Origin of the sequence: Pseudoalteromonas sp. S3776, assembly GCF_005886915.1 — a bacterium.
Taxonomy (GTDB): domain Bacteria; phylum Pseudomonadota; class Gammaproteobacteria; order Enterobacterales; family Alteromonadaceae; genus Pseudoalteromonas.
Window position 1 is genome coordinate 1 of sequence record NZ_PNCU01000068.1, and the last position, 26969, is coordinate 26969.

Consider the following 26969-nt stretch of genomic DNA (forward strand, 5'->3'; position numbering starts at 1 on the left):
GGCTTTTAGGCAAGGCAGAGCCTATGAAGTGTGGTTACTCCCCATAAATAGGCGATAACGCAGCATAAATGCCAAACATGCGCTGCCCTTCGGGTTCTGCCTAGGGGCGATAAACTCTTTGTTGCCTACATGGATGTAGGTAAGGGGCGTGAGCAGGACGCGGAAGCTTTGCTCGGTTTTTACTTATTCTTACATGGATGTAAGTCATTAGAATAACGCAGGAGCAGTTATCGAGCCCACTAGGTTACAAACCTCGCGCCGCGATTTGATCGCCCCTAGGTTGAACAAATTTCAATCCGCAAAGTTCAACACGCCCTAAATAGCAGCCAACCCATTAGCAAAGAGGTGAACGCGGTATTAACAAGCCTAAATTTTATACTTTTAGTAACGCGCTACAGCAGGTAGAATGTAGCTAACAACAATAAAAAGCGCCCATCATGCATGAATTTCATCAATTAACGGCTACTGCGTTAAACGGTAAAACAATTAACTTTAGCGACTTTGAAGGAAAGGTTGTACTTATTGTTAATACCGCGAGTGAGTGTGGATTTACAAAGCAATATGAATCACTACAAGCGCTACATACTAAATACGCGCAAGCTGGCTTGGTTATAATTGGTTTTCCATGTAATCAATTTGGTCAGCAAGAACCAGGCGACGCGACGCAAATACAACAAGGCTGTTTAATTAACTATGGGGTAAGCTTTTTAATGGCCGCAAAGGTGGATGTAAACGGCCGTCACGCACACCCTGTATTTAGGTATTTAAAATCGGCCTTGCCCGGCTTTTTAACACGAAAAATAAAGTGGAACTTCACTAAGTTTTTAATCGCACCCGATGGCACACCTATCAAACGCTATGCCCCTTTTACAAAACCAGAAAAGTTAGAGAGCACCATTCAACAAGCACTCGCTAAATTAAATACATAATAAGTAATAAAGAGGCATAAAGCCTCTTTATTGCCACTATTTAGACTTTAAACACGCGTAAACGCATATTAAAAATCCTAATAAAAGAGGCGCATTATTTTAACTAGCACAATTTAGTCTATGTAATCGTTTAAGTCGTCTTCACCTAGGTTTTTACGCAAACGTTTTTGCTCAAGGTAATCTTCCAACTTCTTTTTTACCTTTTGCTTTTTTTTATCATGCTGATTACGCCCGACCATTTCGTACTCGTCTTCAACAAAATCATCATCTAGCGCATCGTAACTAAATGTCTTACCCACAACCCACTCCATAAAGTGCTTAAGACCAACTCAGGTTTATTCCTGCACTTGGTAAATTAAAAATGTTTAGCGCTAAAATACGAACAAATTAGCACCAAAATAAAGCCATGTGACTATCGTAAATAGCCTTCATGTCAATATTGTGAATAAATAGCGCTAAATTCAGAAAGTGGAAAGTGAGAGTTTTTTATCGTTTCGACAAATAAAATTTATCATTTATTTATTTTTAGTGTTTTTGACTAAAAAGTAGTTTATTTATCAAAATTAAAAATCATTACAAATACACAAATTTTCATAACCAATTGTTTTAAAATAAAAATAAATAATGGCATCAAACTTGTTAATACTTAACTGTCATCAACAATTATTAGAGAATAAACATGAAAAATTTACTATTAGTAAGCGCTTTAATTTGTACACCCGCGGCAATGGCACATAACGATAACAATGCGGGTATTTCGTTTAGCAACGAACAGTGCAATGTAGAGTTTAAAAACGATGTACGCATTAAGCCTAGCGAATTAGAAATTTTTACCGCATCTAATCAATTCATGCGCTTTAACAGCAATGGCAAATTAACTATAAATGGCGAACAAGTATCCATTAGCAGCGAGCAGCGCCAAGCGCTTACCCAATATTCGGATAACTTACGTACGCAGCTACCGGAGGTTGCTAATATAGCCCTAGACGGAGTGAAAATAGCCGGTGTAGCACTAGAGGAAGTAGCCAACGCATTTAATATTGATGGGCTTAACGACTTATCTGGCCTAATGGACGATATAAAACTGGAAGTAGAAAACACCTTTTACCAACAAGGTACGTTTGTAATGGGCCAGCAAAGCTTTAATCAATTTGGTGAAAACTTTGAACACCAGTTTGAGGAGCAAATAGAAACCGTGGTTGAGTCTGCCGTTATGCAATCAATGGGCAGTATTTTAGTTGCTTTAGGCTCTGAGCTGCTTGGTTCGGGTGGTGATATGGATGCATTTGAACAACGCATGGAAAATATGGGCGCGCAAATAGAAGAAAAAGTAGAGCTGCATGCCAGTGCACTTGAAAAGCGTGCTAACTCTTTATGCGACAGCTTTGCCAACATAGCACAGCAAGAGGAGCAATTAGTAGCGCAGTTACCGCAACTAAAAGGTTACGAGTTATTTACCATTAAACAAAACTAATACACAAAGCCGTATTTAACATCCCTTTAGCAGCACTTGTATATTAGATGCTGCTTTTTTCATTCTTTTAGCGTGTGAGCCAGCGTACCTAACGTGATAATAGCCTGCTCAATTTTTTCGCTCCACTGCACCCCGTAGCTTAACCTAATACAGCTTTTATATTTATTACTTGCTGAAAAAATAAGACCAGGGGTTATGCTAATACCAGCTTCTAAAGCCAGTAAAAATAACTTTTGACTGTCTACCCCTTGGCCTAAATCAAGCCAAATAACACACCCACCTTTAGGGTCACTAATACGTGTATTTTTGGGCATTGCGTTTAATAAGCACCACCGCATGCGCTCTTTGTTATTACGTAAGCGCTGCCTAAGTACTTTTAAATTACGGTCATACTCACCACTGGCTATAAACTCAGAAAGCGTCCACTGATTTATAAGTGAGGCAGAGCAACTTAATGCACGCTTATGCCGGCGTGCTTGACCAGCAAACTTGCCTGCTATTAACCAACCTACTCGATAACTGGGTGCCGCCGTTTTTGAAAACGAGGCGCAGCTGATCACAAGCCCCTTTTTTGAATACGCTAAAGCGGGCGTGCCGCGCTTGGCAGTAAAGTGCAAATCGCCGTACACATCATCTTCTATAAGAACAACATTATGTGACTCTATTAAATCCACCATTTGCTTACGGCTTTCATCGCTCATAAAGCTGCCAACCGGATTATTGATTGCGGTCGAAAATAAGCATGCTTTTATATCATGTTGCTCAAGCGCTTGAGCTAGGTCATTAAGCCAAATACCGTTGTCGGGGCATAGCGGGATTTCAAGCGCTTTTAAGCCTAAGCTCTCTATTAATTCAATAATGCCGTGATAGCACGGGGTTTCAATAGCCACTACATCGCCGGGCTTAGTAACACACTTAAGTGCGATAGCCAGCGCCTCTTGCGCACCATTGGTGATCACCAGTTCATCTATATTTACGCCAATACCAAAGCCTAAGTATCTATGCACTAATTGCTTTTTAAGCGCAGCAAAACCATCAAGAGGGCCATAATTTATAACACTCGGTCCAGCAATTGTCATAACTCGGCGCATAGTACGAGCTAACGCTTTATCGGTAGGGGCAGCAGCAACGGGATTGGCGATACCAAAAGCTATGATATTAGGCTGATGAATAGCACTATATACTTGCTCTATTAACGCTTGTTTATTTACAGTGACAGGTTCACGGCTTAATTTTACGCGCTTAGGTAAACTGTAAACCGTATTAAGCACCGTTAAAAAGTAGCCCGATTTTTCACGCGCCTCTACTACTCCTTGATCTTCTAACGCTTGATACGCTTGCTTAACAGTTGGAACGCTAATATTTAAGTTATTGGCCATTTTACGAAGTGATGGAAGTTTTTCCCCTGGTAATAATACCTTCTGCGTTTGCATATCCTTGATTAGCTCAATAACTTGTTGATATAAAAACTCGGCTTTTTGCTTACTGGCTGTTGGCTGCATATCTCGCTCAAATCTGTAGAGGTTACATTTATACTTTTCTGTATATGGTAAGTATACAGATAGACCTTAAAATAACCACTCAATCAGTTTTTTAGAGGTGTGCCATGAAAAGCGCAGCGCTATATCTCACAACAGTGTTAATTTGGGGCTCTACCTGGCTGGCGATTTCATTTCAGCTAGGCGATATCGCTGTGGAGCTTTCTTTGCTTTATCGCTTTGCCATAGCAGCTGTATGTATGTGGCTATTTGTGGCCTACAAAAAGCCTAATATGCGATTTTCATTAGTCGATCATGGTTTTTTTGCTTTATTGGCCATTTGCAACTTTGGCTTAAATTATTTGCTTTTGTATTGGGCTCAAAACTACCTCTCTTCGGCAATGGCCTCTATTGCTTTTTCGATGCTATTAATAATGAACATAATCAACACCCGTTTATTTTTTGCAAAACCTATAGCCAAACGAATTTACTGCGGCGCGCTAATCGGTGTGATAGGTATTATTTGTCTATTTTGGCCGCATTTACAGCAATTCGACTTGAGTAATGGGGCGTTGGTCGGGTTACTACTTGCCCTTGGGGGCACCTTTGTGGCTTCATTGGGCAATATGATCAGTGTACGCAATTCTAATCGGCAAATAGGTGTATTGCAGGGTAACGCATGGGGCATGTTATATAGCGCAGTTGGTTTAGCCATTTATGTATTAATAAATGGTATAACGGTCAGTTTTAGTGCCCCTACCAGCTATTGGCTGTCGCTGTTGTATTTATCAGTTTTTGGCACTGTGATTGCGTTTGGCTGCTATTTTGCTTTGTTAAAAAACATTGGCCCCGAAAAAGCAAGTTACGCCATCGTTTTGTTTCCGTTGGTGGCCGTCACATTAAGTAGCTTTTTTGAAGGCTTTGAATGGCATGCAAACACCTTTGCCGGTTTTAGTTTAGTACTACTGGGTAATGCAATTGTACTTACCCCCACAAAAAGAATTAACGCCTTTTTAGCAAGCCGCTGCGTTGCTAAAAATGGTTCCGTCCCCAGTTAGAGGCGTTTTTAACGCACTAACACAAAAGCGCCTACTTTACTGTAGGCGCTTTTTTATTGGTATATGAAAATTAATGGCCTGCTTATGTATAGCAATAACCGCGGGCGTGACGCCTACCAGCTCGCCATCCGCCTCAACGAGTAAATTTTTAGTTGTAATATACGCTTCTTTTAATTGGCTATAAGTGAGCCTTTTTAAAGTGTGATGGCGCTTAAAAAGAAGTTTAATAAAGCTAAATAAGTGATTAACAACACTACTCGCTTGCATTTGGTAGCAATCAAGCAGGCCATCATCAATTTCAGCTCTAGGTGCTATTTTAATTCCGCCGCCAAAATACTGAGAGTTCGCAAATACAGTTATTAAATTTGGGTACTCACTTTGTTTATTTAAAAATACTCCCTGTAGTGTGCTTGCTCTATAAGTAAAGAGCGACTTAAAACTCGTCCACTTATAGCGCCAAGCAGCCATGCTTTGTAAATGACCTAACTGCTTAATTACATGAGCATCAAAACCAACACCAGCCACATTAATAAAGTAACGGGTATTAATTTTACCTATATCAATTAAGTGTGTAGGGGCATTAAAAATAGCGTTTTGCCACTGTTTAGCCGTGCAATGAAAGCTTCGCGCAAAATCGTTACCCGTACCACAAGGTAATATTGCCAAACTGCATGTACTGTTAATCACGCCATTAAGTGCCAAGTTAAGCGTACCGTCGCCACCAATAGCCACTGCTATTTGGCTTTTTTGTGCATTCGCTTTAATGCTTGCTAAGTCATACTCATAATTACCTGTTGTTTTGACCGTAATATAAAGAATATTTTTCTTCTCACATGTTTTTTTAAGCCAATCGAGGTGTTCTAACACCGCTTTTTTTACGCTCGGTTTAACTATTATTAACAACTGCAAGTAATTTATCCCCTTTTAGTCGGCACGCCAGCATAAACAAAAATTAAGTTAAAATTAATTTATCTGAATAATTAACCACAATAGTGAGTAAAAATTTATTACAAAATTTTATAAAAACAAAAAAATACTTATAAAACAAATTTTAACTTAAACCCCACAGTTAAATAACTATGCAAACCCGCCTCTTATTAGCTTCAAATAAAAACAAAACAAAACAATTTCAGATAAAAATAACTAATAGCTAAGCCTTAGTTTATATTGTTGTATTTTTAAACAAAAAAGAGTCAAAATGCTCGCGATTTAAACACATACACCTTGGAGCAAAGACATGAACCCAATAAACACCCTAAACCAAAATGCAGCAGCCCACGTTGGCGTAAAACCAACTAACCGTAAAGCTAAAATGCTTGCTAAATTAAACCGTATGGGCAAAAAATTAGCATTAAACAGTGCCGCGCAATACAAATAATCAACCTTGTTATGATTATTAAGCAGGGGCAGTAAGCAACTAACCACTATTGAAAGTACTTCTTTAGCTCCCTTAGTTTACTGCCACCCTTTAATTTTTAGTTTAAATCCTTCTAATTTCCCTCTATTTACAAAAAAAACCGTAATTACGTCTACTTTTTAAGCAAACAGTTTATTTGCTATTTACACGACGGTATCACCTAAGTATTATTCTGCGTCACGGAGAGATGGCAGAGTGGTCGAATGCACCGGTCTTGAAAACCGGCATAGGTTTGTAGCCTATCTAGGGTTCAAATCCCTATCTCTCCACCACTATTTAATTAATGGTATGAATAAACTACCGTTAATACAATCTGTTATGCGTTGGAGAGGTGTCCGAGTGGCCGAAGGAGCTCCCCTGCTAAGGGAGTATAGAGTTTGTAGCTCTATCGAGGGTTCGAATCCCTCCTTCTCCACCATTTCTTATTAAAAACCGCTTAGTTGCGGTTTTTTTGTGTCTAAAATTTAACAGCCAATGTATCCAAGGAGGGTGAGAACTATCCTAGGGTTCGATAAAATGTCTGGAACAATTTAAGCCGCCGTAGGCGTTGCGACGCAATTAATTACATGGATGTAATTAAGCTAATCGCTCCTTCTCCACCATTTCTTATTAAAAACCGCTTAGTTGCGGTTTTTTTGTGTCTTAAATTTAACAGCCAATGTATCCAAGGAGGGCGAGAACTATCCTAGGGTTCGATAAAATGTCTGGAACAGTTTAAGCCGCCGTAGGCGTTGCGACGCAATTAATTACATGGATGTAATTAAGCTAATCCCTCCTTCTCCACCATAACTTTTATCAATCCGTAATTACTCAATTACTTTTAGAGGGATAAATGCCGCTATCAGAGTTAAAAGCTCTCATTTACGACTGCATGGAAGCAGAAGTTAAGCCAATGCAGGAACAATTGCCAAGAACAACTAAATAGTAAACTTTTTCCTAACTATCAACACGTTTACCTATCCTCAAAATAAACCTTAATCAGGGTTACTGGAATTATTAAAGCCACGTTGTTGCGATGAAAAATAAAACACATTGAATACACTTTGTAGTTACGGCATTATTAATCACATCAACAGTCGCGTAAGTTTAATTATGTTTCGTCTAATAACACCTTTAATAGGTCTTGTCGCTTTAAGTACACACGCAGCCCAAGACATTACGGTATACAAATGCACAATCAAAGGGGTCGCTACATTTAGCCAAACGCCATGCGCTGACAATGCAGAAGTAATTAAACTAAAGCAACCTATGATTGCCGATAAATACGGCAATAATGCAAATTCACCGACTATGCCTGGCGCCTCTGTAGATAACTACATAGAGATCCAAAGAATCGAGCGTGAAATTAAACGCCACCAGCTTACTATTAAAAATTATAAAGAAGACTTAGCCGACGCGACCCAACAAGCCAGCTATATTACTCAAGACCAAGCTAATAGAATGGGCGCCGAATCAATAGCCGATGCAATTGCCACCAAAACTGCGACCATTCAAAACCGCTATAACGCACTCATTAGCGCCGTAGAGCAACAAGTTTCTATTTTACAACAACAAAAACAGCAACTTAGCAACCAGCCTTAACGGCTACATGAATTGCTTGCAGGTTACACAGCCTGCACTTTGTAAAACATGTATAAAAAATACCGCAAATAACATACTGTTCGCTATACTGATATTTAAAAATTAAGCCCTTTTGAAAAGTCAGGAAGCTATGTGAAAAATTTTAATTCAAAATATCATTCTGTTGTCTTTTACATAGTTTTTTCATTAGCGTACTTTTTAATTGGGATCTCACTAACAAAACTCGCCTTTAATACTCAAATTATTCCCGTATGGTTGCCTGCAGGCATTGCTTTAGTCGGATGCTATATTTGGTGGTGGCGCTTTGCTCCAGCGCTTTTTGTAGCAGCCTTTGCATTTAATTTTAATATTTTTGATAGTTCAGCACACGATATGGTGTTGGTTGGCAACACTTTCAGCCAAGCCACCTATATTGCGATTGGTATTGTATTGCAAGCAATGGTGGGGGCTGGCTTACTAAAGTATTGGCTGGGTCACCCGCTATTTTTTAAAAAACGCGCAAGTATCATTTATTTTATTTTTGTTGTAGGGATTGGGGTAAGCTTAATCTCTGCAAATTTTGGGGTATTTGCACTAAGCCAATTTAATCCCGCGTACGATATTAAAGATCATTGGCAAAATGTTTTATTTTGGTGGTTAGGAGACTCATTAGGGGTCATTATTGCTACCCCGCTACTATTGGTCTTAACTCAGATTAAAGGGGAAAATAGGCCAATAACACCGCTGCCTACTTTAGCGGTGTGTAGTATTTTATTTATATCTGTTGCTATAACCACTCAACTTTATAACCAAGAAAACAGGCAAAACACCGTTAAAGTCGCTGAACGTGAAGCGCAGGTGATAGAAAGTAGTTTATATCGCTATATCAACCAAAGCTTAATCGCGGTGCAAAGCTTAGCCAGCCAAGTGCAATCTACCCCAAATTTGAACCAACAAGACTTTTATGCCTATGCTAGTGAGTTATTAGCACAGCATTCATTTATTAAAGCGCTTTCGTGGAATCAAAAAATAGCGCAAAGTGAGCAAGCTTCATTTACCCAAGAAGTTGCCAATATATACCATCTAGACTTTGAAATTGTGGGGGAGCCTCTTGAGCCAGACGATCCTATGGTTATTGTTAAGTACATTGCCCCTTTTAATGGCAACCAAAAAGCAGTTGGTTTTAATGTATATTCAAACCCAGATAGAAAAGCGTCGTTAATCAACCCAGCAATTAAATACCAGCCAGTTAGCACAAAAATTATTCAGCTAGTGCAAACATCTGAGCCAGAACCAGCCTACCTACTATTTGCACCCGTTTACGAGCATCAACAGCAAAAAACTATTATAAAAGGCTATGCAACAGGTGTGTTTTTAGTACGTAATATTATTGAGCAAGCGATTAGCGAACAACAATCAGAAATGTTTTCTATTGCACTCTATGAAGATGAAAATAAGCCCGCCTTTTACAGTAACTACGGCAAAAGTTTAAGTATTGCACAGGGTAGCCGTATTATGAGGCTAAAACTTAACTTTGGAGGGCAAACGTGGAATGTACAATTGGCTTTAAAAGAAAAATACCTTGCCCCACATAGTAACCAACTAACACTATTTTTAATGGCCTTACAGTTAGTTGTATGTGCTTTAATTTTAACTGTTTTACTACTTTTTAATCAGCAACAAATAGCCCTTACCCGAAAGGTTGCAGAGCGCACTCACTCGCTTGCGCAAGCCAAAAAACAATCAGACTTAGCTAATCAGGCCAAAAGTCGATTTTTAGCCAATATGAGTCACGAGATACGCACACCATTAAATGCAGTTATTGGTTTTTCATCATTAGCGCGCAAAGAAGATAACGCACAAACACTTATTGGTTACCTAGATAAAATAAACTCTTCATCTAAAAGCTTGCTGAACTTGATTAATGACATTCTCGATATTTCAAAAATTGAATCACATAAGCTCAAGCTCGAAAGCACAGCGTTCGACTTAGATACAATTATAAAGCGTATTAACACAATGTTTGAAGCCAGTGCAGCCAACAAAGGGATTGGCTGGCAGGTTACAAACCAACTTCCGGTAGATACTTGGTATATAGGCGACCCTTTACGATTTGAGCAAGTAGTGCTGAATCTTTGTAGCAACGCTATAAAATTTACAGAGCAAGGTAAAGTAGCGGTGGCTTTTGATGGAGAGTTTATCAGTACTGATAAGGTCAAAATAACAGTCACCGTGACAGATACCGGTATTGGTATAAAACCAACTCAACAATCCAAGCTATTTAGTGCCTTTACCCAAGCAGACGACTCAACATCAAGGCGATACGGTGGCACAGGCCTGGGCTTAACTGTCGTAAAAGAGCTCAGTAAATTAATGGGCGGTAACGTCACGTTACAGAGCGAACCAAACGTTGGCTCTACGTTTAAATTTAACGTTGAGCTTCGCACCAGCCCAGTACAAGAGCAAGCCGAGCTTGTATACTCGGGTACTAAATTGGCGGCCTTAAAAGTGCTAGTAGCAGAAGATAACCCCGTAAACCAAATGGTAATTAAAGCCATGCTAGGCTCATTAGGTATTGTTGCCCATATTGTCGAAAATGGTGAAGCGGCAGTAGATATAGTAAAAGAGCAACACTTTGACTTAATTTTAATGGACTGCCAAATGCCAATAATGGATGGTTACAGAGCCACCGCCCTAATTAGGCAATTTAAGAGTGAGGTAGAGCTACCCATTATTGCGCTGACCGCCGATGTTATGCCTGAAGACAAAGCCCATGCTCAAGCTGTTGGCTTTAATCAGCATCTTGCAAAACCACTAGACCTAACTAGGCTAACCGCATGTTTAGCGCAATACGCTGAAATTGAAGAGTATTAGTACAACAATACGTAAATAAACACACTGGTGTTTTAATTTTGGCTTAAAATGCATGCACTCATAATAAAGCAGCCCAAGGTAAGCAGTAATGGCAACTTTTACCCACCAATGGTTTAATAATATTAACCAAATAGACGCACACGAGTGGACTCGTTTATTTGGTAATGAGCCCTTTACCCGCCATGCATTTTTATATGCATTAGAGCAAAGCCACTGTGTAAACCAAGAAACCGGTTGGCAGCCTCATCACTTAGCGGTTTATGAAGCTGACAAGTTAGTCGCACTCGCGCCTGGGTATTTAAAAAGCCACTCATACGGCGAGTATGTTTTTGATTGGGCATGGGCAGAAGCCTACGAGCAACACGGATTAGCCTATTACCCTAAATGGCTAAGTGGTGTGCCTTTTAGCCCCATTGAAGGCCAGCGTATTGCCATTTCACATACGAATACACAAAGCGTATACGACTACATAAAAAAGCAATTAAATTTAACGAGTATAGAGCAAGGTTGGTCTGGCTGGCATGTTAACTTTTGCCCAAAGGTGCAAGCTCAAGCCCTGTGTACTGACGATATAATGCAGCGTGTGGGCGTGCAGTTTCAATGGTTTAATAAAGGCTTTAAAACCTTTGACGATTTTTTGAATACACTCACCGCACGCAAACGAAAAACACTAAAAAAAGAGCGTGCTAAAATAGCACAGCAAAGTATTACCATTGAATGGCTACAAGGCTCGCACATAAGCCCTGAAACAATGCAGCTATTTTGTGAGTTTTATCAACGTACTTATTTAAAGCGTTCTGGGCATTTAGGGTATTTAAATATTGAGTTTTTTACTTTATTACAGGCGCTAATGGGCGATCAGCTAATTGTTATGCTTGCCAAAAAAGACAACAAAATAGTGGCAGCAACGCTAAGCTTACAAGGTGAAAACACCTTGTATGGCCGCTATTGGGGCGCCAACGAAGAGATAGACTCTCTTCATTTTGAGCTGTGTTACTACCAAGGGATTGAATTTGCGATTAAGCATAATTTACATTGCTTTCACTCGGGCGCTCAAGGTGAGCATAAAATACCTCGTGGGTTTGAGCCTGTTTTTACCTACTCCAGCCACTATATTGTTGAACCCGATTTTAGAGCAGCAATAAACGACTACCTAAAGCGAGAGCGCCAACATATGACAATGTATAAAACGCAGTGCGCTGATTTACTGCCGTTTAAAAACCAATAACTGATTATTAGCTGGCATAGCTGTATCACTTATGAGTGTAAGACCTGCTTGTGTTGCTAATTGCTCTATAGCCTCAAAATCACGAATACCGCTAAGTGGGTCACGTTGCGTTAAAAAGCGATCGAATTCTTCATTACTTGCACTTGTAAACTGTCCTTGGTATTTAAAAGGGCCATAAATACACACTACACCCTGGCTTGCTAAGTGCGTTGAAACCCCTTTAAAAAATTGCTCAACCAACGGCCAACTTACGATATGCAACGTATTTGCTGTGTAAATGGCATCCACGTTATTTACCGGCCATGCATAATTTAAGTCAAGCTCAAGAGGGGCGTGTAAATTAGTTAAATTAGCCTCCTTATGCCATAAATTTATTCCCTCATGGTTTATACGTCGATCACTTGTATACCACTGTAAATGCGGTAATTGCTCAGCAAAAAATACGCTGTGCTGCCCCGTACCCGAGCCTACTTCGAGTACCGATTTTGTCTTATTAAAAACCGTTTTAAGCACTTCTAAAATAGGACCCTTATTGTTTTCACACGCTTGTGAGAAAGGTTTGATCATGACCTGCACCAATATTGAAACTTATTGCACAACATTAACGCAAAAAAATGGCACTGAACAATTAAAGTTTTATAGATAATTTATAAAAGTGAGTTAATTCATGGCACTAAAATAAAAATAAGCCGATGGTATGTATTATGCTTTAATTAAATCAACCCTAAGTAGGGTGTATTACCAATATTAAATACGAGGATAAAATTATGCATACTCCCCCTTACACCGCTGTAGACGCTGTTGTCTCAGTGACAGAAAAAAGCACCGAAAAACCAATTAGTACCTGTGATAGTAGAGCCACTGTAATCGACTTACTTTCTCACTGTAACCAAAATCAACAGGCGCTAAAAAAACATGAAACAGACCAAATATTCATTCTTGGCTATAATTGATACTCAATTAAACGCTGCAAATAAATTTAATAATAACTGTTTACACTGAAACCGATTAAATGTAATGATAACTATTATCGTTAACTTAAATCGGTTTTTTTATGTCTCCCTTTCAGGCATTACAGCCTTATCATCATGAACTTGCTTGTAACTGCTTACGCCCAGGTTTACATGCGCCTATGGTGGTAGCTCACTACATAGAAACCGCTTTAAACGTTGCTAAAAGCTTTGAAAAACAGCGTAACCCCTTACTACAAGAGTTATATTTATTACGCACTCACCATGAAATTATCAATAAAATGTGCGACCCTCTAATACACAATGCCATTCGCAAGCAATGCCTTGAGCAGTTATATAAACCCTTATTGGCATTAAAACGCTTTTACTATGCACATAACGATACTGAAAAATTTTTAAAACTTGAGCGCGAAGCTCGCGTACTCAGTCACGAATTTAACCCTTTTTAAGGAGCGACTTATGAGCAATTTTAGAACCGAATCCGACAGCATGGGTGAATTACAGGTCCCTAGTGATGCGCTATATCAAGCACAAACCCAGCGTGCAGTTAACAACTTTGCTATTAGTGGCTTAGCCATGCCAAAACAATTTGTAACAGCGCTTGCATACATTAAACAAGCCGCTGCACAAAGTAACTTTGAGCTAAATCACTTAAGTAAAAGTAAAGCCAACGCTATTGAGCAAGCATGCCAACAAATTATTGATGACGAGCATTATGAGCATTTCCCCGTTGATATTTTTCAAACTGGTTCAGGCACCAGCTCGAACATGAACGCGAATGAAGTTATCGCAACCCTTGCAACCCGTATAGGTAAAGAGCCAGTTCACCCTAATGATGATGTAAATATGGGCCAAAGCTCTAACGATGTAGTGCCTACAGCCATTGCTCTAAGTAGTGCTATTAACGTGGTTTATGAATTACTGCCATCTCTTGAAAAACTATCGCAGAGCTTAGAGCAAAAAAAGGCAGACGTTGGCAAAATAGTTAAAACAGGGCGTACGCATTTAATGGATGCCATGCCCGTTACGTTTGAGCAAACGCTAAGCGCGTGGCAGTCACAAGTAAATAATGCTGCCTCTGGTATTCGCCATAGCTTAGAGCGAGTGTGCGAGCTTGCTCAAGGCGGGACTGCTGTTGGTACCGGCATTAATGCCGATGGTGAATTTGCTTCAAAATTTGCTAAAAACTTAAGCGCAAATGTGGGTATAAGCTTTAAACCAAGCAGTAACTTTTTTTACAACATTGGCTCACAAGATGCCATTGTAGCGCTTTCAGGTCAGTTAAAAGTATTGGCCGTAGCACAAATGAAAATAGCTAATGACTTACGCTGGATGAACTCAGGCCCACTTGCTGGACTTGGCGAAATAGAGCTTGAAGCACTGCAACCTGGCTCGTCGATTATGCCTGGCAAAGTTAACCCAGTGATCCCAGAAGCGGCAGCCATGGTAAGCGCTCAAGTTATAGGTAACGATGCAACCATCACTGTGGCAGGCCAAGCGGGTAATTTTGAGCTAAACGTCATGCTACCGGTTATTGCACATAATATTTTACAAAGCATTGAGCTACTTGCTAATAGCGCACAAGCATTGGCAGATAAGGCCATTGCAAGTTTTAAAGTAAACCAAACCAATATTGATAAAGCACTGGCTAAAAATCCAATTTTAGTGACTGCGCTTAATCCGGTGATCGGTTACGAAAAAGCAGCCAAAATAGCTAAGCAAGCGTATAAAGAAGCCCGCCCCATCATTGATGTGGCAGAGCAAGAAACCGACCTTTCACGCGGTGAATTAGAAAAGCTGCTTAACCCCACTAAACTTACTCAAGGCGGTTTATAAAGGTAAATCTAAAACGGCTTTAATTACTTGATAATATAGTTTTTATTGCCGTTAAAAATGCACCGTGTATGATAGTGATGAATAATTCATCACTATCAAGGTTTGTTATGCGTACTCCACTGTTAGCCCTACTTTTACCACTTTGCTTAACCGCATGCCTAGAAACAACATCGCAAGATGCAGCCACTCACTCGGTGAACGAGCTTAAAGAAGTACCGCATAAAGAAGTACCTCAACAAACCAATAGTGAAAACAAGCACACACCCTCTACTGATGCATCTCAACCAATAAAAACCGCTTTAAAAGAAGTATCACTTAACGATATTAAAACCGCAAAAAGCGAGCTTAATACGTTAATTGCCAATACACAGTGCGATACCTCCGCACAATGTAAAGTTATGCCAGTAGGAAGCAAAGCCTGCGGCGGACCAAGTGATTATGTTGTTTATTCAACAAAAGCAGCTAAAGAGGGGCAAGTCAGTTCGCTTGCAAAGCAAATAACAACGCTTGAAAAAGCCTACAACACACAAAATGAAATGATGAGCACATGCCAGCATTTAACTTCTCCAAGCACGCAGTGTGTTGAAAATAAATGTGTTAAACTTGAAGGCTCAGCGGTAAGTGTATTTTAAGGACAAGGTTATGAGTTGTTTGCCATCAGCAATTAAATTATCAATTGTGAGTGTTGCCACCAGCGCTATGCTATTACTTAGCGGCTGTGCGAGCACATCATCAAGTACTGAACAAGATCAGAATTTGTCTGACTTGAACTACGACCTTAATAACATTGTTAGTGATAATAGTTGCACCGCAAGCTTTCAATGTAAGGTACTCGAAGTAGGTGCACGCGCGTGTGGCGGGCCAAGTAAGTATGTTGTGTATTCAACACTTAACACCTCTCAAGAGCACGCCGAAGAAGTGGCCCATAAAATTACACAGCAACAAAAAGCACAAAATAAAGCGCAAGGTTTAACCGATTGCTCACCCGTGCTAGAAGTGCAAACCTTGTGTATTAATCAGCAATGCCAAGCGTTTGATATAAAATAGCTATACACTATTTAAAACTTAAATTAAGCGTTAATTTAATAATGGAATTAGCGCTGATATAACCACCACCAACACCACACAAATTCCTGCTTTAACAATATATTTCATTGGCATTTCTTTTTTTACCCAGTACGCATAAATAAAGCGCACAAAATAGCTGGCGGCAGTGCCAAACAAAGCAAATATAATAAGGTAAGTAATCAGTATAATATTCAAAGCAGTACTTCTTTATAGTTGTTGCCCTTAGTGTAAGGGCTTAGTACAAAGAACGCAAAGCACTGCTTTTATTGAGCCCCACACTTATATTAAGTGGTTAGTAACCCAAAGCGCTGATGCACTATTTAGCTTTTTTTGTGTGGGCAATTAAAAGCTCAGCAACTTGCTGTTTTACAGCTCGCTTATCATCACTTTGAACATTAAATCGTGTTGCTAACTGGGCTATTTCATCATCGTTTAAATTAAACGATAGGCGCTGACGTGTTTTTTTAGATTTTACATCCAAACCTAAAATTTTACGGATCATATCTGAGGGCGTAAGCTCTTGGTCTATGGCCTGCTTTTTTATCGACTTTTGTACTTCGCTGCTTAAATCAAATGCCATTTGTGTGGCACGCACAGCTTGCTCTTGACGTAACCACTTGTCTTTAGCGTCACTCACTTCGCATCTCCTGGAAACAAGTCGACTATATCAGTAATTGGGCGTGTTAGTGTCAGTGACACTTCGGTCTCACCGCCATCCCATATTTCAATATTTAAGCCGTGCCCTTCGTCCGGCGATGCTAAGCAAATCACTTCACAAGGTTCGCCACCTTCTTGCTCATAACGCGGCAATGACTGACCACGAAAATCTTTGTTATGGAAATAACACACATATGGCGACCCACTTTGCTGATAGCTTTTAGCTAAAAACTGCATAAACTGCTCAGGCGTATTTTGCACCTGTATATGGGTTAACGACTCTTCATCAAAAATGCGCGCAAATTCGTCTAGACCAAATATTTGCTCTACGTCGTCACGCTGAATTTTGATTGAAAAATTAGCCCACTGCTCACCATCATCTTGCTCAATTTGTAAAAATACCACCTGTCCGCTGTTCGTCTCTAGCACAAACTCAGTATCACTACTGTGCTGATATTGATAAGTTTGAATATCAATAACACGCAGCGTTTGCCCTTTTAACCACGACGGATATGCAAATGAGTCTATAACGCTAAACATGTCACCTTTTTTAAGCTCACTTGCATGGTTAAGCTGACGTTCTGGCTCTTTTTTTGATTTGAAAAAGTTAAACATAATGAGACATCCCTTAAGCAAAAAAGGTAACTAAGCTAAGCTTAATTACCTTTTGTAAATAATGTACTAACTATTAGCCGTTTTGCTTGGCTTTAATGCGCGCTAAAATATCAGCACTTTTTGGGCTTGTATCGCCAATACCTGCTTCAGCCATTTTCGCTTTTAAATCGTCGCCATTTGTATCTGACTCAAGTTGCTTTGCAGCGCCTAACTGGTCGCTACGATCTTGCTGACGCTGTTTAATACGTTCAAGGGACTGGCGAGCCGAGGTCATAGATGAGCTATTAGTATTAAGCGTGCTGTTAACAGCCATTGTTGCTTGCTGTACGCTTTCTGTGGTTTTAACCATAGTAAGCTGACGTTGGTTTTCTTTAATCGACTTTTCAGCGTCTTTAACTTGCTGCTTAAGCGTTACAATGTGGTTGCTAAAGCCTGCTAAAACTTGCTCATGCTCTGCTTTTTCAGCTTCAAAATCACCAATTTTTTCTGCAATTTCTAATGCTAAGGCTTCGTTACCTTTTTCAAGAGCTTGGCCTGCATACGCTTCGTGCTCAGCAATTGAGGCATCTACCGCGCTAATTTTACGCTTAGTTTGCATTTCTTTAGCCATTACTTCTGTAAGGCTTTTTTTAGCACGATTAAGTGCATTTTGCGCATCTGCTATTTCTTGTTCAAAAATACGAATACCATTTGCATCTACAATTGCTTCGCCCGCTTCACGCGCGCCGCCACGTACTGCTGTAAATAATTTTTTTAATATACTCATAATCTTAACTCCACTAACTAGTTACTAATCGTTTAAATACAAGGTCACGGCTTCTAGTGCGTCAATAGCGTTGTCTGCTAGTGTCACTAGTTCGTGGGTAATATCATCTAATGATGAATTTACCGACAGTGCACCAAAAATCGCGTATTTTTTATCGATTTTAGCAAATGCACTCAGTGGAATTGGCACGTTTAAACGCAGTAGTGTTTCGTTTAACTCGTTGCGTAATTCACTTTTTACTTCATCTTCGCCAAACAAGTAGCTAATACATAACAACTGCTCTTGTGTTTGCGTAACAAAAATTGGAAGCTCATCGTTTCCATCAACTATGACTTGTAAAACATCTTGCTCGCCAGGATTGGCAATCAAGAAAGACTCAAAGTTAGCGCCTTCGGTTTCAAAAGAAGCTAATTTTATTGAAAGTTCATTTAATTCCATGTCTCTGCCTTTTTGCTGTTTGACATATTATGTCTGAGTTAAGATTCGCACGGCCGACATAATATGTCAACCATGTTTTATTAATTTTTATACAATTCGCTTTCTATTTGCCACGCATTACGGTAGTAATCATATAGCTGCCCCGAACCTAACCTATTGACTTCAATACTTTTAATTTTTTCAAAATACTGGTTAGGAAATACAAAGCTGGCTAATAAATATTCTTTACTTACCCACCTTGATGGCACCGGCATAGCGCTTATATTTTTAATTCGCCCACTGGCTGGTTGACCCATTTTAGTGGCAATAGTCCACCCCCACTGTCCAAACGAAGGAATATTTTGCTGGTACTGCTCAACATAATCAAAACCAGCCGCTTTTACCGTTTTAGCAATACTTAAAAATGCTTTTTTGGCATGATAAGGCGAAGTTGACTGCACCGCCATTGCGCCGTCGGGGGCCAAAAGTTGTCGTACATGGTTATAAAAATAGTCGCTGTACATTTTGTTTAAATCGGGGTGATTTGGGTCCGGTAAATCAATTAAAATAGTGTCAAATTGCTTACCTTGATCAAGCAACTTTTCAACCTCTAAAAACGCATCGCCCACAATAATATTTGCACGCGGGTCTAACATTGAACGATTATTTAGCGCTAATAATCGCTTACTTATAGACTCAGGCGGTGTAAAATCTCCGTCTTTATGGCCAAATAAATTAAGCAGCTGTGCATCTAAATCAATTAACGTTACCTCGTTCACTGGCCACTTTAAAACATCTCTCAGGGCAAGCCCGTCACCACCACCAATAATTAATACGTTATCGTGCCGGTTTGATGCGAGCATGGCCGGATACACCAGCATTGAATGATATATTTGCTCATCAATACTCGAGAACTGTAAACGCCCATTTAAATACAAATCGGTAATAGGCACTGGCTGGTTTTTGCTTAAGCGCTCAGTTAATACGACATGCTGGTATTTAGTTGCTTGTGAGTAAATAACTTTATCTTTGTAAAGCACATTACTTAAGCTGTTCATCCAGCTACTTCCCATCACTAAAATAAACCCAAACAGTGCCAGTAATACTATATGGCAAACTAAAAGTGCCTTAGCAAAGCGCACATGAGCATGGTAGCGCCATAAAAAGGCGAGCCCTGCCAATATATTAAAAAGTGCTGTCCACGCTGCAGCTTGCATTATAGGCATCGCCAGCATAATGCTTACCCAAATAGCCGCACCAATACCGGCGCCAATATAATCGGCACCATAAATGGTGCCTGCATTGTTTTCTAAAAAGCGCCCGTACACATGTTGGCGAATACGCGCAATAAGCGGTATCTCCATACCAATAAACAAACCCAGTACTAAACCAAACACATAAGGTAAAAAGCGTGACCACTCTTGCAGCTTTTGAAATACATAGCCGTTAAGCACAATATCTGGCGGTAAATTAAAAATACTAGAAAACAAATGAGGAAGAGAATAACTTACAGCAATTACACCGGCTATTGCCAAAATACAGCCCATACCAATCAGGGCAATAATACTTTCCAGCCAAGCAAAGGCGGTAAAAGCATCTTTAAACCAACGGGCTAAAAATGCGCCTAAGCCCATGGCAACTATCATGGTGCCAATCATGGCATAGATAGCACTTTCTACAGAGCCCAGTACACGCCCTGCGTAATGCGAAAGTAAGTATTCATAAATAAGGCCGCACCCAGCGAGTACGGCCATAACAGTGATTAGTAAAATATCGTGCCCAAGTAAACGCGATTTACTTGGGCTAGTTGTAGTTGATGACACTGATTATGCGCCTAGTAAGGTTGCCATAGTAATACCGACAGCAAACGACACTGCAGCAGAAATAGCACCTACACCTACATTTTTCTGACGGTTTACTTCATCTGAAATATCACAACCTGATAAAATTATTTTTATGGTGATTAAATGTAAAATGATGAATGCCACTAAACTTACAATCGCGCTAATAGCCCAATAAAACAGGCTGGCATTAATGTTATCGGCCGCATACGGTGCAATACCTGATGCCGCAGTAATAGCTAAGGCACTGCCTACTAAAAAGCCTGCGTAGCGTATACCTACCGCTAAATTGCCATCAATAATGGCTTGCTGTAAACAATCACCGCTTTTATTGGTACGCTTAAATAATTGTACGCGGTATTGGCTTACAAGCAGTAGTGCAACACTGCCAATAATAAAAGCCGCAATAACGATAGGCAGCCCGTGCCAACCCTCTGTTGCTACCCATAAAAGTGCAGAGCGAATCACAATCGCCACGCTTACTACATGACCAAAGTCGATAATAGAGGCCGTTACGTTACCTTTTACAATTTCGTCGTGCAGGCTGACTTTGCGAAGCGCAACCTTATCTTGAAAAAAGTGGCCTAATTTAATCAGTACAATGGCTAATACACCATAGCCTAGCATTTGCAGGGCTTCTTGTTGTAAAGAGGCAGCAAAAGCACCACTGCTCACACCCGTTAATACAATGGCAAGTGCAACTAAGCCTGCCGCAAAGCTAATGCCAAAAGCAAAGTTATCGCGCTCTGTTATTTCATCATTTGCATGAAGGTTTGAAACCCAGCCCTTAATGTATTTTAGGCTTACAAATAACAACACTATAATTGCAAAATCAATCGCCAAAGCTTGTAGCGACCACATAGTTATTCCATTAAATTCGTACATATTTCTAACTCCAACTTATTCTTTACTTACCACGGCTCACGCCACGAGAGGTTCTGCTACCGCTATTACGTATCGATCCAGAGCTGTTGCTATAACTACTCGAACGCGAGTAACTACTGCGGCTTTTAGGCGGTGTATAACTACTGCGGCTTAAACCCGAGGCACCCGTTTTTTTGCTCGCATAAGGGCTGGTAAACTGTTTGCCTTGGCGTTGGTACGATTGACGCGTACGCGTTTCTAACGCACTTTGCGTTTTAATTTGTTTAGGGCTTGAGTAACGATAGTGGCCGTAATCGTTGTAATAGCTATATTTACGGCGGCTGCTCCAACGTCCGTATTCAACACGGTCAAATACATCGCCTAAAATACGGTACATGCCATACCACTGCCAAAAGCTAATACCATTGCTATTCGTTTGCCAGTTACCGTAATTAGGGTTGCCCACCAATTGATTACCTTCGCCTGCGCCCTCCGCTTCTTTACTAATAGCACCGACGCGCGCAAGGCTGCCCTTAGACATATCCGCCAACATATTAATCGGGTCAGTTAATGCGTCAGAAAACAGCGTAGGCTTAGCCGCCTCACGTAGTAAATCAATACTGTGTAGCGTGTCTTCGTAGGGAGGAATTAAATAAGTGCCTTTAATATCTTTAAGTCGTTGTGTTAAACCACTGTAAAGGGCACCCTGCCTTGTAGCATCAAGGGTAATTACATCAACAACCTGACTAAGTTCTGGCTGTTGCTGTTTAAGGAGTTTGCCATATTCTTTAAGCAATACAGCATTACGTATAGTGCCATTATCAAGCGCAGTACCAAGCTGTGCAAGCTCAACATCTGCCTTTTTAATAGACTCTTGAATTGTTTGTTGTAGTTGCTCTTCTTTAGATTGACAACCCATAAGCACTGCAAACAAACAAAACAGGCTCATAAGTTTCCAAGCTTTTATATTCGACATTCATGTCACCTGATTTAATAAATAACCGCATTAGTCTTACACAGGTCACTTATTAAGCCAAGAATGAAATTGCAACAAAGTAAGTCTGCCTAAAATAAAATAACCAGCTATAGTTACTCCATGAATTTAAACACATTCTTTTACTTACACATTTAGTAAGTAACATCAGCGCTACGCGTAAGCCTTCTATTAATAGATAGCACCAATAAGTAATAACTCTTTTAGTAATAGAGCACGGCAGTAAGTAGGGATTTGGCTAAATGTTTCATAGTATTCGTAACAAATTTATTATTATTACAACTTGTCTAATCGTACTAAGCGCTAGTTTTGTTTTTTATTTAGCAATTAATGAGCACGAGGATTTATACCGCCAATCAGTTGAAGAAAACCTCGATGCCATGTCATCAAATATTTCAGATAATTTGTTACGTGTTATGTCGCAAGAGATAGATTTATTTTCTATCACAACTGAGCTTTTGGGGTTAGATAGGTACGAGCACATAAAATTTGTAAATGTCTTTGATAGCAATTGGCAGCTAATACAGTCTTACGTGCACCCTAATTACTTAAAGTACGAGGATTTTACTCCACAGCTAAAGGGCATCAAACCGCAAAGCTTGCCCCGTACAGTCAGTGTTACTAACCAAGGCTTAGTTGCCTTAAAAACAATTGGTGAGGAACAGTTCCCTATAGGCTACTTATTAATTGTTCAAGATTTTAATAAGCCCCTTAATGAAAGCAAAGCGAGCTTATTTTATAGTGCGGCCCCTATCGTTATTTTTAGTATCGTGATCACCATCATCATCTCTTTTTGGATATACCAACATTTATTAAGCCCGCTATTAAAACTTTCTAAGTTCACGCAAAAAGTAGAAAAAACAAGAAGCTACCAACTTCAATACCAAGGTTCGGGCAACGATGAAGTATCGCAACTTGGTAAAGATATTAATAACTTACTTAACACTATTAACGCCCAAGTGGTTACTAATCAAAAAAAAACCGCACAACTTTTAAAGCAAAAACAATCAATGGAGCACTTAGCTAACTTCGATATATTAACTGGTTTGCCAAATCGTATGTTCATTATGGCCTTACTAAAAGAAGAATTAACACGCTGTAAAAGCAACCATCAAGATTTAGCAATCATGTTTTTCGACGTAGATAGCTTTAAAGGTGTTAACGATACACTTGGCCATGAAACGGGCGACCTACTTTTAAAGGCGGTAGCCAGTAATATCAAAGAGCACTTACGCGAAAATGATGTTATTGCTCGCTTAGGAGGGGATGAGTTTTTAATAATGCTGCGTAATATAAATAATTACACCGACGTTATTAATATTGCGGAGCAAATTATCAGCTCAATGCACACACCTTTTACTATTAATCAGTGGGATATACCCACTGGGGTAAGTATTGGCATTGCCCACGCTAAAGAAGCTGAGTTTGACATTAATACATTAATTAGTAATGCAGACATCGCAATGTATGCCTCAAAAGAAAAAGGGAAGGGATCGTTCACCGTTTTTCATAAAAAGATGTTAGAAAACAGTAAGCGAATGGCTCAAGTTGCTAATTTAATTAGTCATGCAATTGCGCAAAATGAATTTGAAGTTGTGTATCAGTTAAAAATAGCCGCCAATGGTGAGGCTAATGGCCTTGAAGCACTTATTAGGTGGCAAAGTGAAGAGCTTGGCTTTATTTCACCAGGTGAGTTTATACCCATTGCAGAGCAAGCAGGTAAAATAAAAGCAATCACACAGTGGGTTATCTCTAGGGTATTTCAAGATTTACCCACTTTAGAACAATCTATAGGTAACCATGTACGCGTTTCTTTAAACCTATCGAGTCATGATCTTAAAGATAACCACTTCATTAATGTAGTAAAAAATAAGTTGGTTAAATACAACGTCGACATTGCAAATATCCAGTTTGAAATTACCGAATCAAGCTATCTCGATAATTTTGAAAACTCCAATCAATTCTTTAACCAAATAAAAAAAATGGGCGGCTCTATAGCCCTTGATGATTTTGGAACGGGATACTCATCGCTAAGCTACCTTACAAAAATAGATATCGATACCATCAAAATTGACCGTATGTTTGTTAATCAATTTGACAGCTCAGAAAAGGATGCGGCGGTATTAAAGGCCATACTCGATTTAAGTAAACGCCTAGGTTTAAAAATATGCAGTGAGGGTATAGAAACAGCCAGCCAGGCTAACTACCTGATTAAAAATGGCAGTGATGAAATGCAAGGGTATTATTTTGCAAAACCTGTAGCCCTATCCCACATACCAGCAGCTAAAGCCCAAGCAAAAGAAGCATTTAAAGCGCTAACTTTAAAATAAATCAGCGCTACTAGGGCGTTAGCGTTACAACGGTTAGCTCGTCAGGAATTTTTGTATCAGCAGGTAAATAAGCAACTGCATTTTCTTCTTTCAATAAATACGCAATAATTTCTTTAGCCGAGCTAAATTCGATAGGTGGCTTGCTACGCCCTGTAAATCTCATCTGAGCCCAATAAGCCTGAATCCTAGATTCGGTTAAGCCAACCAACTTTGTATTAAAGTCGATTCGTAACGGGTTTCCGGCAGGTAAATTTACTGCTTTAAATTGACGACTCAACGCGCCGCCCATATAAATATGGCGAATTTGCTGCTTACTCAAAGCCAAGCTTTTATTGGCCGTATTAACAACAATGATCACTTTAGATGTATGGCTATTATCCGCGTAGGCTTGTACGCTAATACACAATAATGACCAAGTAAAAATAAACACCAGTATTATGTGTTTAATCACGTAAGTTAACTTAGAGTGCATCATCAAAATACCCAATCTAAGCCAATAAGGTAAAGATTCGTTTTTCTATTAAAGTTAGTATCCTCAGGGATAACAAAAAAAGAATTATTAACCTCATCGCCCTCTAAAGCAGATACTTCCGCTTTTAACGCCAGATTAGGTAATACATCCCATCGTATACCGAGTGTCCATGTTTTTAGTGAGTCGGGCGCCGATTCTGAAAATACGCTGTTATAGGCCTGTGCCAGCTGATCTAACTCTACACTAACGCCTACAGGGATCTCATTCTGATTAGCGTTAATTTCTACATCGCTATCTGCAAAGGTCAAATGATAAGTAAAAGGTGCATCGTTATAGCCTACGGTTAAGTAATAGCTTTGTATAATCGGAATTATATCTAGCTGTGTTTTAATCTTTACCCACTCACCTCTAAAAAAATAATCTAAATTATCATAAATAACACCAAGCTGATCTGCATGTGCACTGCCCTGTGTCGTCAGTGACGCTGCACTTAGGCTAAAATTAAAATTCTCTAAAGTATCTTGTAATTGGTTAATCGATTTAAGATCTAGCGCTATATTACCGTTATACCTTGAAGCTCTAAACTCTATATTTTCAATGTTCAACTTCCCTATAACACCCACTAAATTATCTACCTCAAAGCCTGTTTTAAAAGGGCCTATACCAATACTTCCCGACTCTTCGCCGTAGTATCCTTCAATACTGATATCAAAGTCATCTGAGCCAAATTTGTAAATAACATCAACACCATTAAATGTTTTAAATAAATACGTGTCGTAAACTTGTTGTGGCGGATTGATCCATGGGTAGGCAAACCCTACATCAGAGAAGTCGCTCATTGTAAAAAATGGGGTGCGCAGCTTACCGGCTTTTATCTGCAAATTGGTTATCGGTGTATAAGTCAAATACAGCCATTCAAGTCCACTCTCACCAGATACCGTTGTACTATCGGATCTAAGTACCCCTTGTGCTGTCACTGACCAGTTTTTATTAAACTGATACTCAGCTTGAAGACCTATTAAGCTTGATGGTGAAAAGTTAAGAGTGTCGTCGTAACCTCTATATTCGACATCTTTTTCATCTAAGTAACCACCAATAACACGCGCGTAGCCCGAAAAATCAAACTCATCCGATTTAGCTGGTAAATGATGTAGGCCCACGATTAAAACGAATATCTGAAATATTTTATTTCGCATAGACATTCAGCAACCTATATAAAAAAGCGCTGAATATTAAAAAGTAACGACATTTTATAATTCTGCAGAATAATTATTATGAGGTATAACTATAGTCAAACTTAATGAGAGTGGATCAAAATAGTCTGAACTATAAGCTATTATTTTTATACATCTTACTAGATTAGTTAAGTTAAGAGTCTTGGGTGTACTGTAATACCAATTCGCTTAATGGAGTAATCTATTTTGAAGCTTAAAAAAGAATCAATGTCAGTAAAAACTCACTATTTAGCTGTTATAAATTAGAGTCCTTAAAAGTAGATAGCGACACTTCCATACCCTTAAAATAATTGATACCAACCCTTACACAAAGGGGCTACGCTTTAGAGAAGGAAATGCTGGATATAACTTTTCTGCAGACGTAAAAAAACCCAACTATTGCAAGTCGGGCTTTCTTGTATTTGGCACCAGGCGATGTCGTAGTGCCCACAGCGGTGGAGAGCCACATAACAGATGCTGCAATAACACCGGTCAATGCATTTGATAGCCAAAACACGGTTCACAAAGAGGCGCTGCGCTTAGGAGACGCTACGCTTTAGAGAAGAAAATGCTGGATATAACTTTTCTTCAAACGTAAAAAAAACCAACTATTGCAAGTCGGACTTTCTTCTATTTGGCGCCAGGCGATGTCGTAGTGCCTACAGCGGTAGAGAGTCACATAGCAAATGCTACACTATCATTGGTCGGGGCGGCCTTGTGCGGGGCTCGCCTTCGCGCTGTTTCGTTTGATGTATAGGAATACAAATGCCGTGGAGTACAGGATGTACGAGAGCGGGCACTACAGAGTTCGGCATGGGGTCTTGGCTATTTTTACTAAACCCTAGACAGCAAAAAACCCGTTACATCGCTGTAACGGGTTTCTCTTATTTGGAGCCTGGCAATGTC

The 26969-nt window shown here is 39.6% G+C and carries 27 protein-coding genes and 2 tRNA genes; 15 read left to right on the forward strand and 14 right to left on the reverse strand.

Annotated features, from left to right (window positions below; all coding sequences use genetic code 11):
- The first annotated feature begins 437 nt into the window (after positions 1-437).
- A complete protein-coding gene (locus CWC16_RS18085; protein WP_138542537.1) occupies positions 438-929 on the forward strand; it encodes a glutathione peroxidase in 492 nt (163 codons plus the stop codon).
- 113 nt (positions 930-1042) lie between these two features.
- On the opposite strand, the gene CWC16_RS18090 is transcribed toward CWC16_RS18085, so the two are convergent.
- Entirely contained in the window at positions 1043-1228 is a 186-nt protein-coding gene (locus CWC16_RS18090; RefSeq protein ID WP_004589020.1) for a PA3496 family putative envelope integrity protein, read from the reverse strand.
- Between the two features lie 380 nt (positions 1229-1608).
- On the opposite strand from CWC16_RS18090, the gene CWC16_RS18095 reads away from it, so the two are divergent.
- Positions 1609-2403 (forward strand): YggN family protein, encoded by a 795-nt coding sequence (locus tag CWC16_RS18095; protein WP_138542538.1) that lies wholly within the window; start codon positions 1609-1611, stop codon positions 2401-2403.
- 59 nt (positions 2404-2462) lie between these two features.
- On the opposite strand, the gene CWC16_RS18100 is transcribed toward CWC16_RS18095, so the two are convergent.
- Positions 2463-3905, reverse strand: coding sequence for an aminotransferase-like domain-containing protein (locus CWC16_RS18100; RefSeq protein WP_138542539.1), 1443 nt, complete (start codon positions 3903-3905; stop codon positions 2463-2465).
- A 104-nt stretch (positions 3906-4009) separates the two neighbouring features.
- On the opposite strand from CWC16_RS18100, the gene CWC16_RS18105 reads away from it, so the two are divergent.
- Positions 4010-4939 carry a DMT family transporter gene (locus CWC16_RS18105; protein ID WP_138542540.1) on the forward strand — a complete coding sequence of 310 codons (930 nt, stop codon included), beginning with the start codon at positions 4010-4012 and terminating at the stop codon, positions 4937-4939.
- A 36-nt stretch (positions 4940-4975) separates the two neighbouring features.
- On the opposite strand, the gene CWC16_RS18110 is transcribed toward CWC16_RS18105, so the two are convergent.
- Positions 4976-5848, reverse strand: coding sequence for a diacylglycerol/lipid kinase family protein (locus CWC16_RS18110; protein WP_138542541.1), 873 nt, complete (start codon positions 5846-5848; stop codon positions 4976-4978).
- 328 nt (positions 5849-6176) lie between these two features.
- Here CWC16_RS18110 and CWC16_RS19925 point away from each other — a divergent pair, with 328 nt between their 5' ends.
- The 6 genes from CWC16_RS19925 to CWC16_RS18135 all read left to right on the forward strand — a co-directional run bounded on the left by CWC16_RS19925 (position 6177) and on the right by CWC16_RS18135 (position 12018).
- Positions 6177-6317 (forward strand): hypothetical protein, encoded by a 141-nt coding sequence (locus tag CWC16_RS19925; protein ID WP_004589025.1) that lies wholly within the window; start codon positions 6177-6179, stop codon positions 6315-6317.
- A gap of 220 nt (positions 6318-6537) precedes the next feature.
- A tRNA-Ser gene (locus tag CWC16_RS18115) sits at positions 6538-6628 on the forward strand.
- A 53-nt stretch (positions 6629-6681) separates the two neighbouring features.
- Positions 6682-6774: transfer RNA gene (locus CWC16_RS18120), tRNA-Ser, on the forward strand.
- Positions 6775-7448: 674 nt separating this feature from the next.
- Complete coding sequence (locus CWC16_RS18125) at positions 7449-7937, forward strand: RNA-binding protein (RefSeq protein ID WP_249929305.1); 489 nt, start codon at positions 7449-7451, stop codon at positions 7935-7937.
- Positions 7938-8069: 132 nt separating this feature from the next.
- The gene (locus CWC16_RS18130; protein ID WP_138542543.1) at positions 8070-10790 is read left to right on the forward strand and encodes an ATP-binding protein; all 2721 of its coding nucleotides are present in this window, start codon (positions 8070-8072) and stop codon (positions 10788-10790) included.
- 88 nt (positions 10791-10878) lie between these two features.
- Positions 10879-12018 (forward strand): GNAT family N-acetyltransferase, encoded by a 1140-nt coding sequence (locus CWC16_RS18135; RefSeq protein ID WP_138542544.1) that lies wholly within the window; start codon positions 10879-10881, stop codon positions 12016-12018.
- Here the strand turns inward: CWC16_RS18135 and CWC16_RS18140 are convergent.
- Positions 11995-12585, reverse strand: a complete 591-nt coding sequence (locus CWC16_RS18140; protein WP_138542545.1) for a DUF938 domain-containing protein — start codon at positions 12583-12585, stop codon at positions 11995-11997. The two genes, CWC16_RS18135 and CWC16_RS18140, sit on opposite strands and share 24 nt — an antisense overlap.
- Positions 12586-12785: 200 nt before the next feature.
- Here CWC16_RS18140 and CWC16_RS18145 point away from each other — a divergent pair, with 200 nt between their 5' ends.
- The 5 genes from CWC16_RS18145 to CWC16_RS18165 all read left to right on the forward strand — a co-directional run bounded on the left by CWC16_RS18145 (position 12786) and on the right by CWC16_RS18165 (position 15872).
- Positions 12786-12971, forward strand: coding sequence for a hypothetical protein (locus tag CWC16_RS18145; RefSeq protein ID WP_138542546.1), 186 nt, complete (start codon positions 12786-12788; stop codon positions 12969-12971).
- Positions 12972-13072: 101 nt separating this feature from the next.
- Positions 13073-13438, forward strand: coding sequence for a hypothetical protein (locus CWC16_RS18150; protein ID WP_004589147.1), 366 nt, complete (start codon positions 13073-13075; stop codon positions 13436-13438).
- A gap of 10 nt (positions 13439-13448) precedes the next feature.
- Complete coding sequence (locus tag CWC16_RS18155; protein WP_138542547.1) at positions 13449-14825, forward strand: class II fumarate hydratase; 1377 nt, start codon at positions 13449-13451, stop codon at positions 14823-14825.
- 68 nt (positions 14826-14893) lie between these two features.
- Positions 14894-15457 (forward strand): hypothetical protein, encoded by a 564-nt coding sequence (locus CWC16_RS18160; protein ID WP_138542548.1) that lies wholly within the window; start codon positions 14894-14896, stop codon positions 15455-15457.
- 10 nt (positions 15458-15467) lie between these two features.
- Positions 15468-15872, forward strand: a complete 405-nt coding sequence (locus CWC16_RS18165; RefSeq protein WP_055016834.1) for a hypothetical protein — start codon at positions 15468-15470, stop codon at positions 15870-15872.
- 30 nt (positions 15873-15902) lie between these two features.
- On the opposite strand, the gene CWC16_RS18170 is transcribed toward CWC16_RS18165, so the two are convergent.
- The 8 genes from CWC16_RS18170 to CWC16_RS18205 all read right to left on the reverse strand — a co-directional run bounded on the left by CWC16_RS18170 (position 15903) and on the right by CWC16_RS18205 (position 22029).
- Positions 15903-16088 carry a hypothetical protein gene (locus tag CWC16_RS18170; protein ID WP_138542549.1) on the reverse strand — a complete coding sequence of 62 codons (186 nt, stop codon included), beginning with the start codon at positions 16086-16088 and terminating at the stop codon, positions 15903-15905.
- 121 nt (positions 16089-16209) lie between these two features.
- Complete coding sequence (locus CWC16_RS18175) at positions 16210-16530, reverse strand: hypothetical protein (RefSeq protein WP_055016836.1); 321 nt, start codon at positions 16528-16530, stop codon at positions 16210-16212.
- On the reverse strand, positions 16527-17165 hold the full coding sequence (locus CWC16_RS18180) for a DUF4178 domain-containing protein (protein ID WP_138542550.1): 639 nt from the start codon (positions 17163-17165) through the stop codon (positions 16527-16529). The genes CWC16_RS18175 and CWC16_RS18180 overlap by 4 nt, the downstream gene beginning before the upstream one ends.
- 73 nt (positions 17166-17238) lie before the next feature.
- A complete protein-coding gene (locus CWC16_RS18185) occupies positions 17239-17931 on the reverse strand; it encodes a PspA/IM30 family protein (protein ID WP_055016837.1) in 693 nt (230 codons plus the stop codon).
- A gap of 24 nt (positions 17932-17955) precedes the next feature.
- Entirely contained in the window at positions 17956-18369 is a 414-nt protein-coding gene (locus CWC16_RS18190; RefSeq protein WP_138542551.1) for a YjfI family protein, read from the reverse strand.
- A gap of 80 nt (positions 18370-18449) precedes the next feature.
- Complete coding sequence (locus CWC16_RS18195; RefSeq protein ID WP_138542552.1) at positions 18450-20171, reverse strand: polyamine aminopropyltransferase; 1722 nt, start codon at positions 20169-20171, stop codon at positions 18450-18452.
- Between the two features lie 3 nt (positions 20172-20174).
- Positions 20175-21074: a DUF350 domain-containing protein gene (locus CWC16_RS18200; RefSeq protein ID WP_138542553.1), complete on the reverse strand. Its 900-nt coding sequence runs from the start codon at positions 21072-21074 to the stop codon at positions 20175-20177.
- 22 nt (positions 21075-21096) lie between these two features.
- Positions 21097-22029, reverse strand: a complete 933-nt coding sequence (locus CWC16_RS18205) for a CHAD domain-containing protein (RefSeq protein WP_138542554.1) — start codon at positions 22027-22029, stop codon at positions 21097-21099.
- Positions 22030-22289: 260 nt separating this feature from the next.
- Between CWC16_RS18205 and CWC16_RS18210 the strand changes: the two genes are divergently transcribed.
- Entirely contained in the window at positions 22290-24377 is a 2088-nt protein-coding gene (locus tag CWC16_RS18210) for a putative bifunctional diguanylate cyclase/phosphodiesterase (protein ID WP_138542555.1), read from the forward strand.
- A gap of 10 nt (positions 24378-24387) precedes the next feature.
- On the opposite strand, the gene CWC16_RS18215 is transcribed toward CWC16_RS18210, so the two are convergent.
- Both CWC16_RS18215 and CWC16_RS18220 read right to left on the reverse strand, forming a co-directional pair.
- On the reverse strand, positions 24388-24852 hold the full coding sequence (locus CWC16_RS18215; protein WP_055016842.1) for a hypothetical protein: 465 nt from the start codon (positions 24850-24852) through the stop codon (positions 24388-24390).
- Complete coding sequence (locus CWC16_RS18220) at positions 24852-26051, reverse strand: hypothetical protein (protein ID WP_249929307.1); 1200 nt, start codon at positions 26049-26051, stop codon at positions 24852-24854. Before CWC16_RS18220 ends, CWC16_RS18215 begins: the two co-directional genes overlap by 1 nt.
- Positions 26052-26969: the final 918 nt, after the last annotated feature.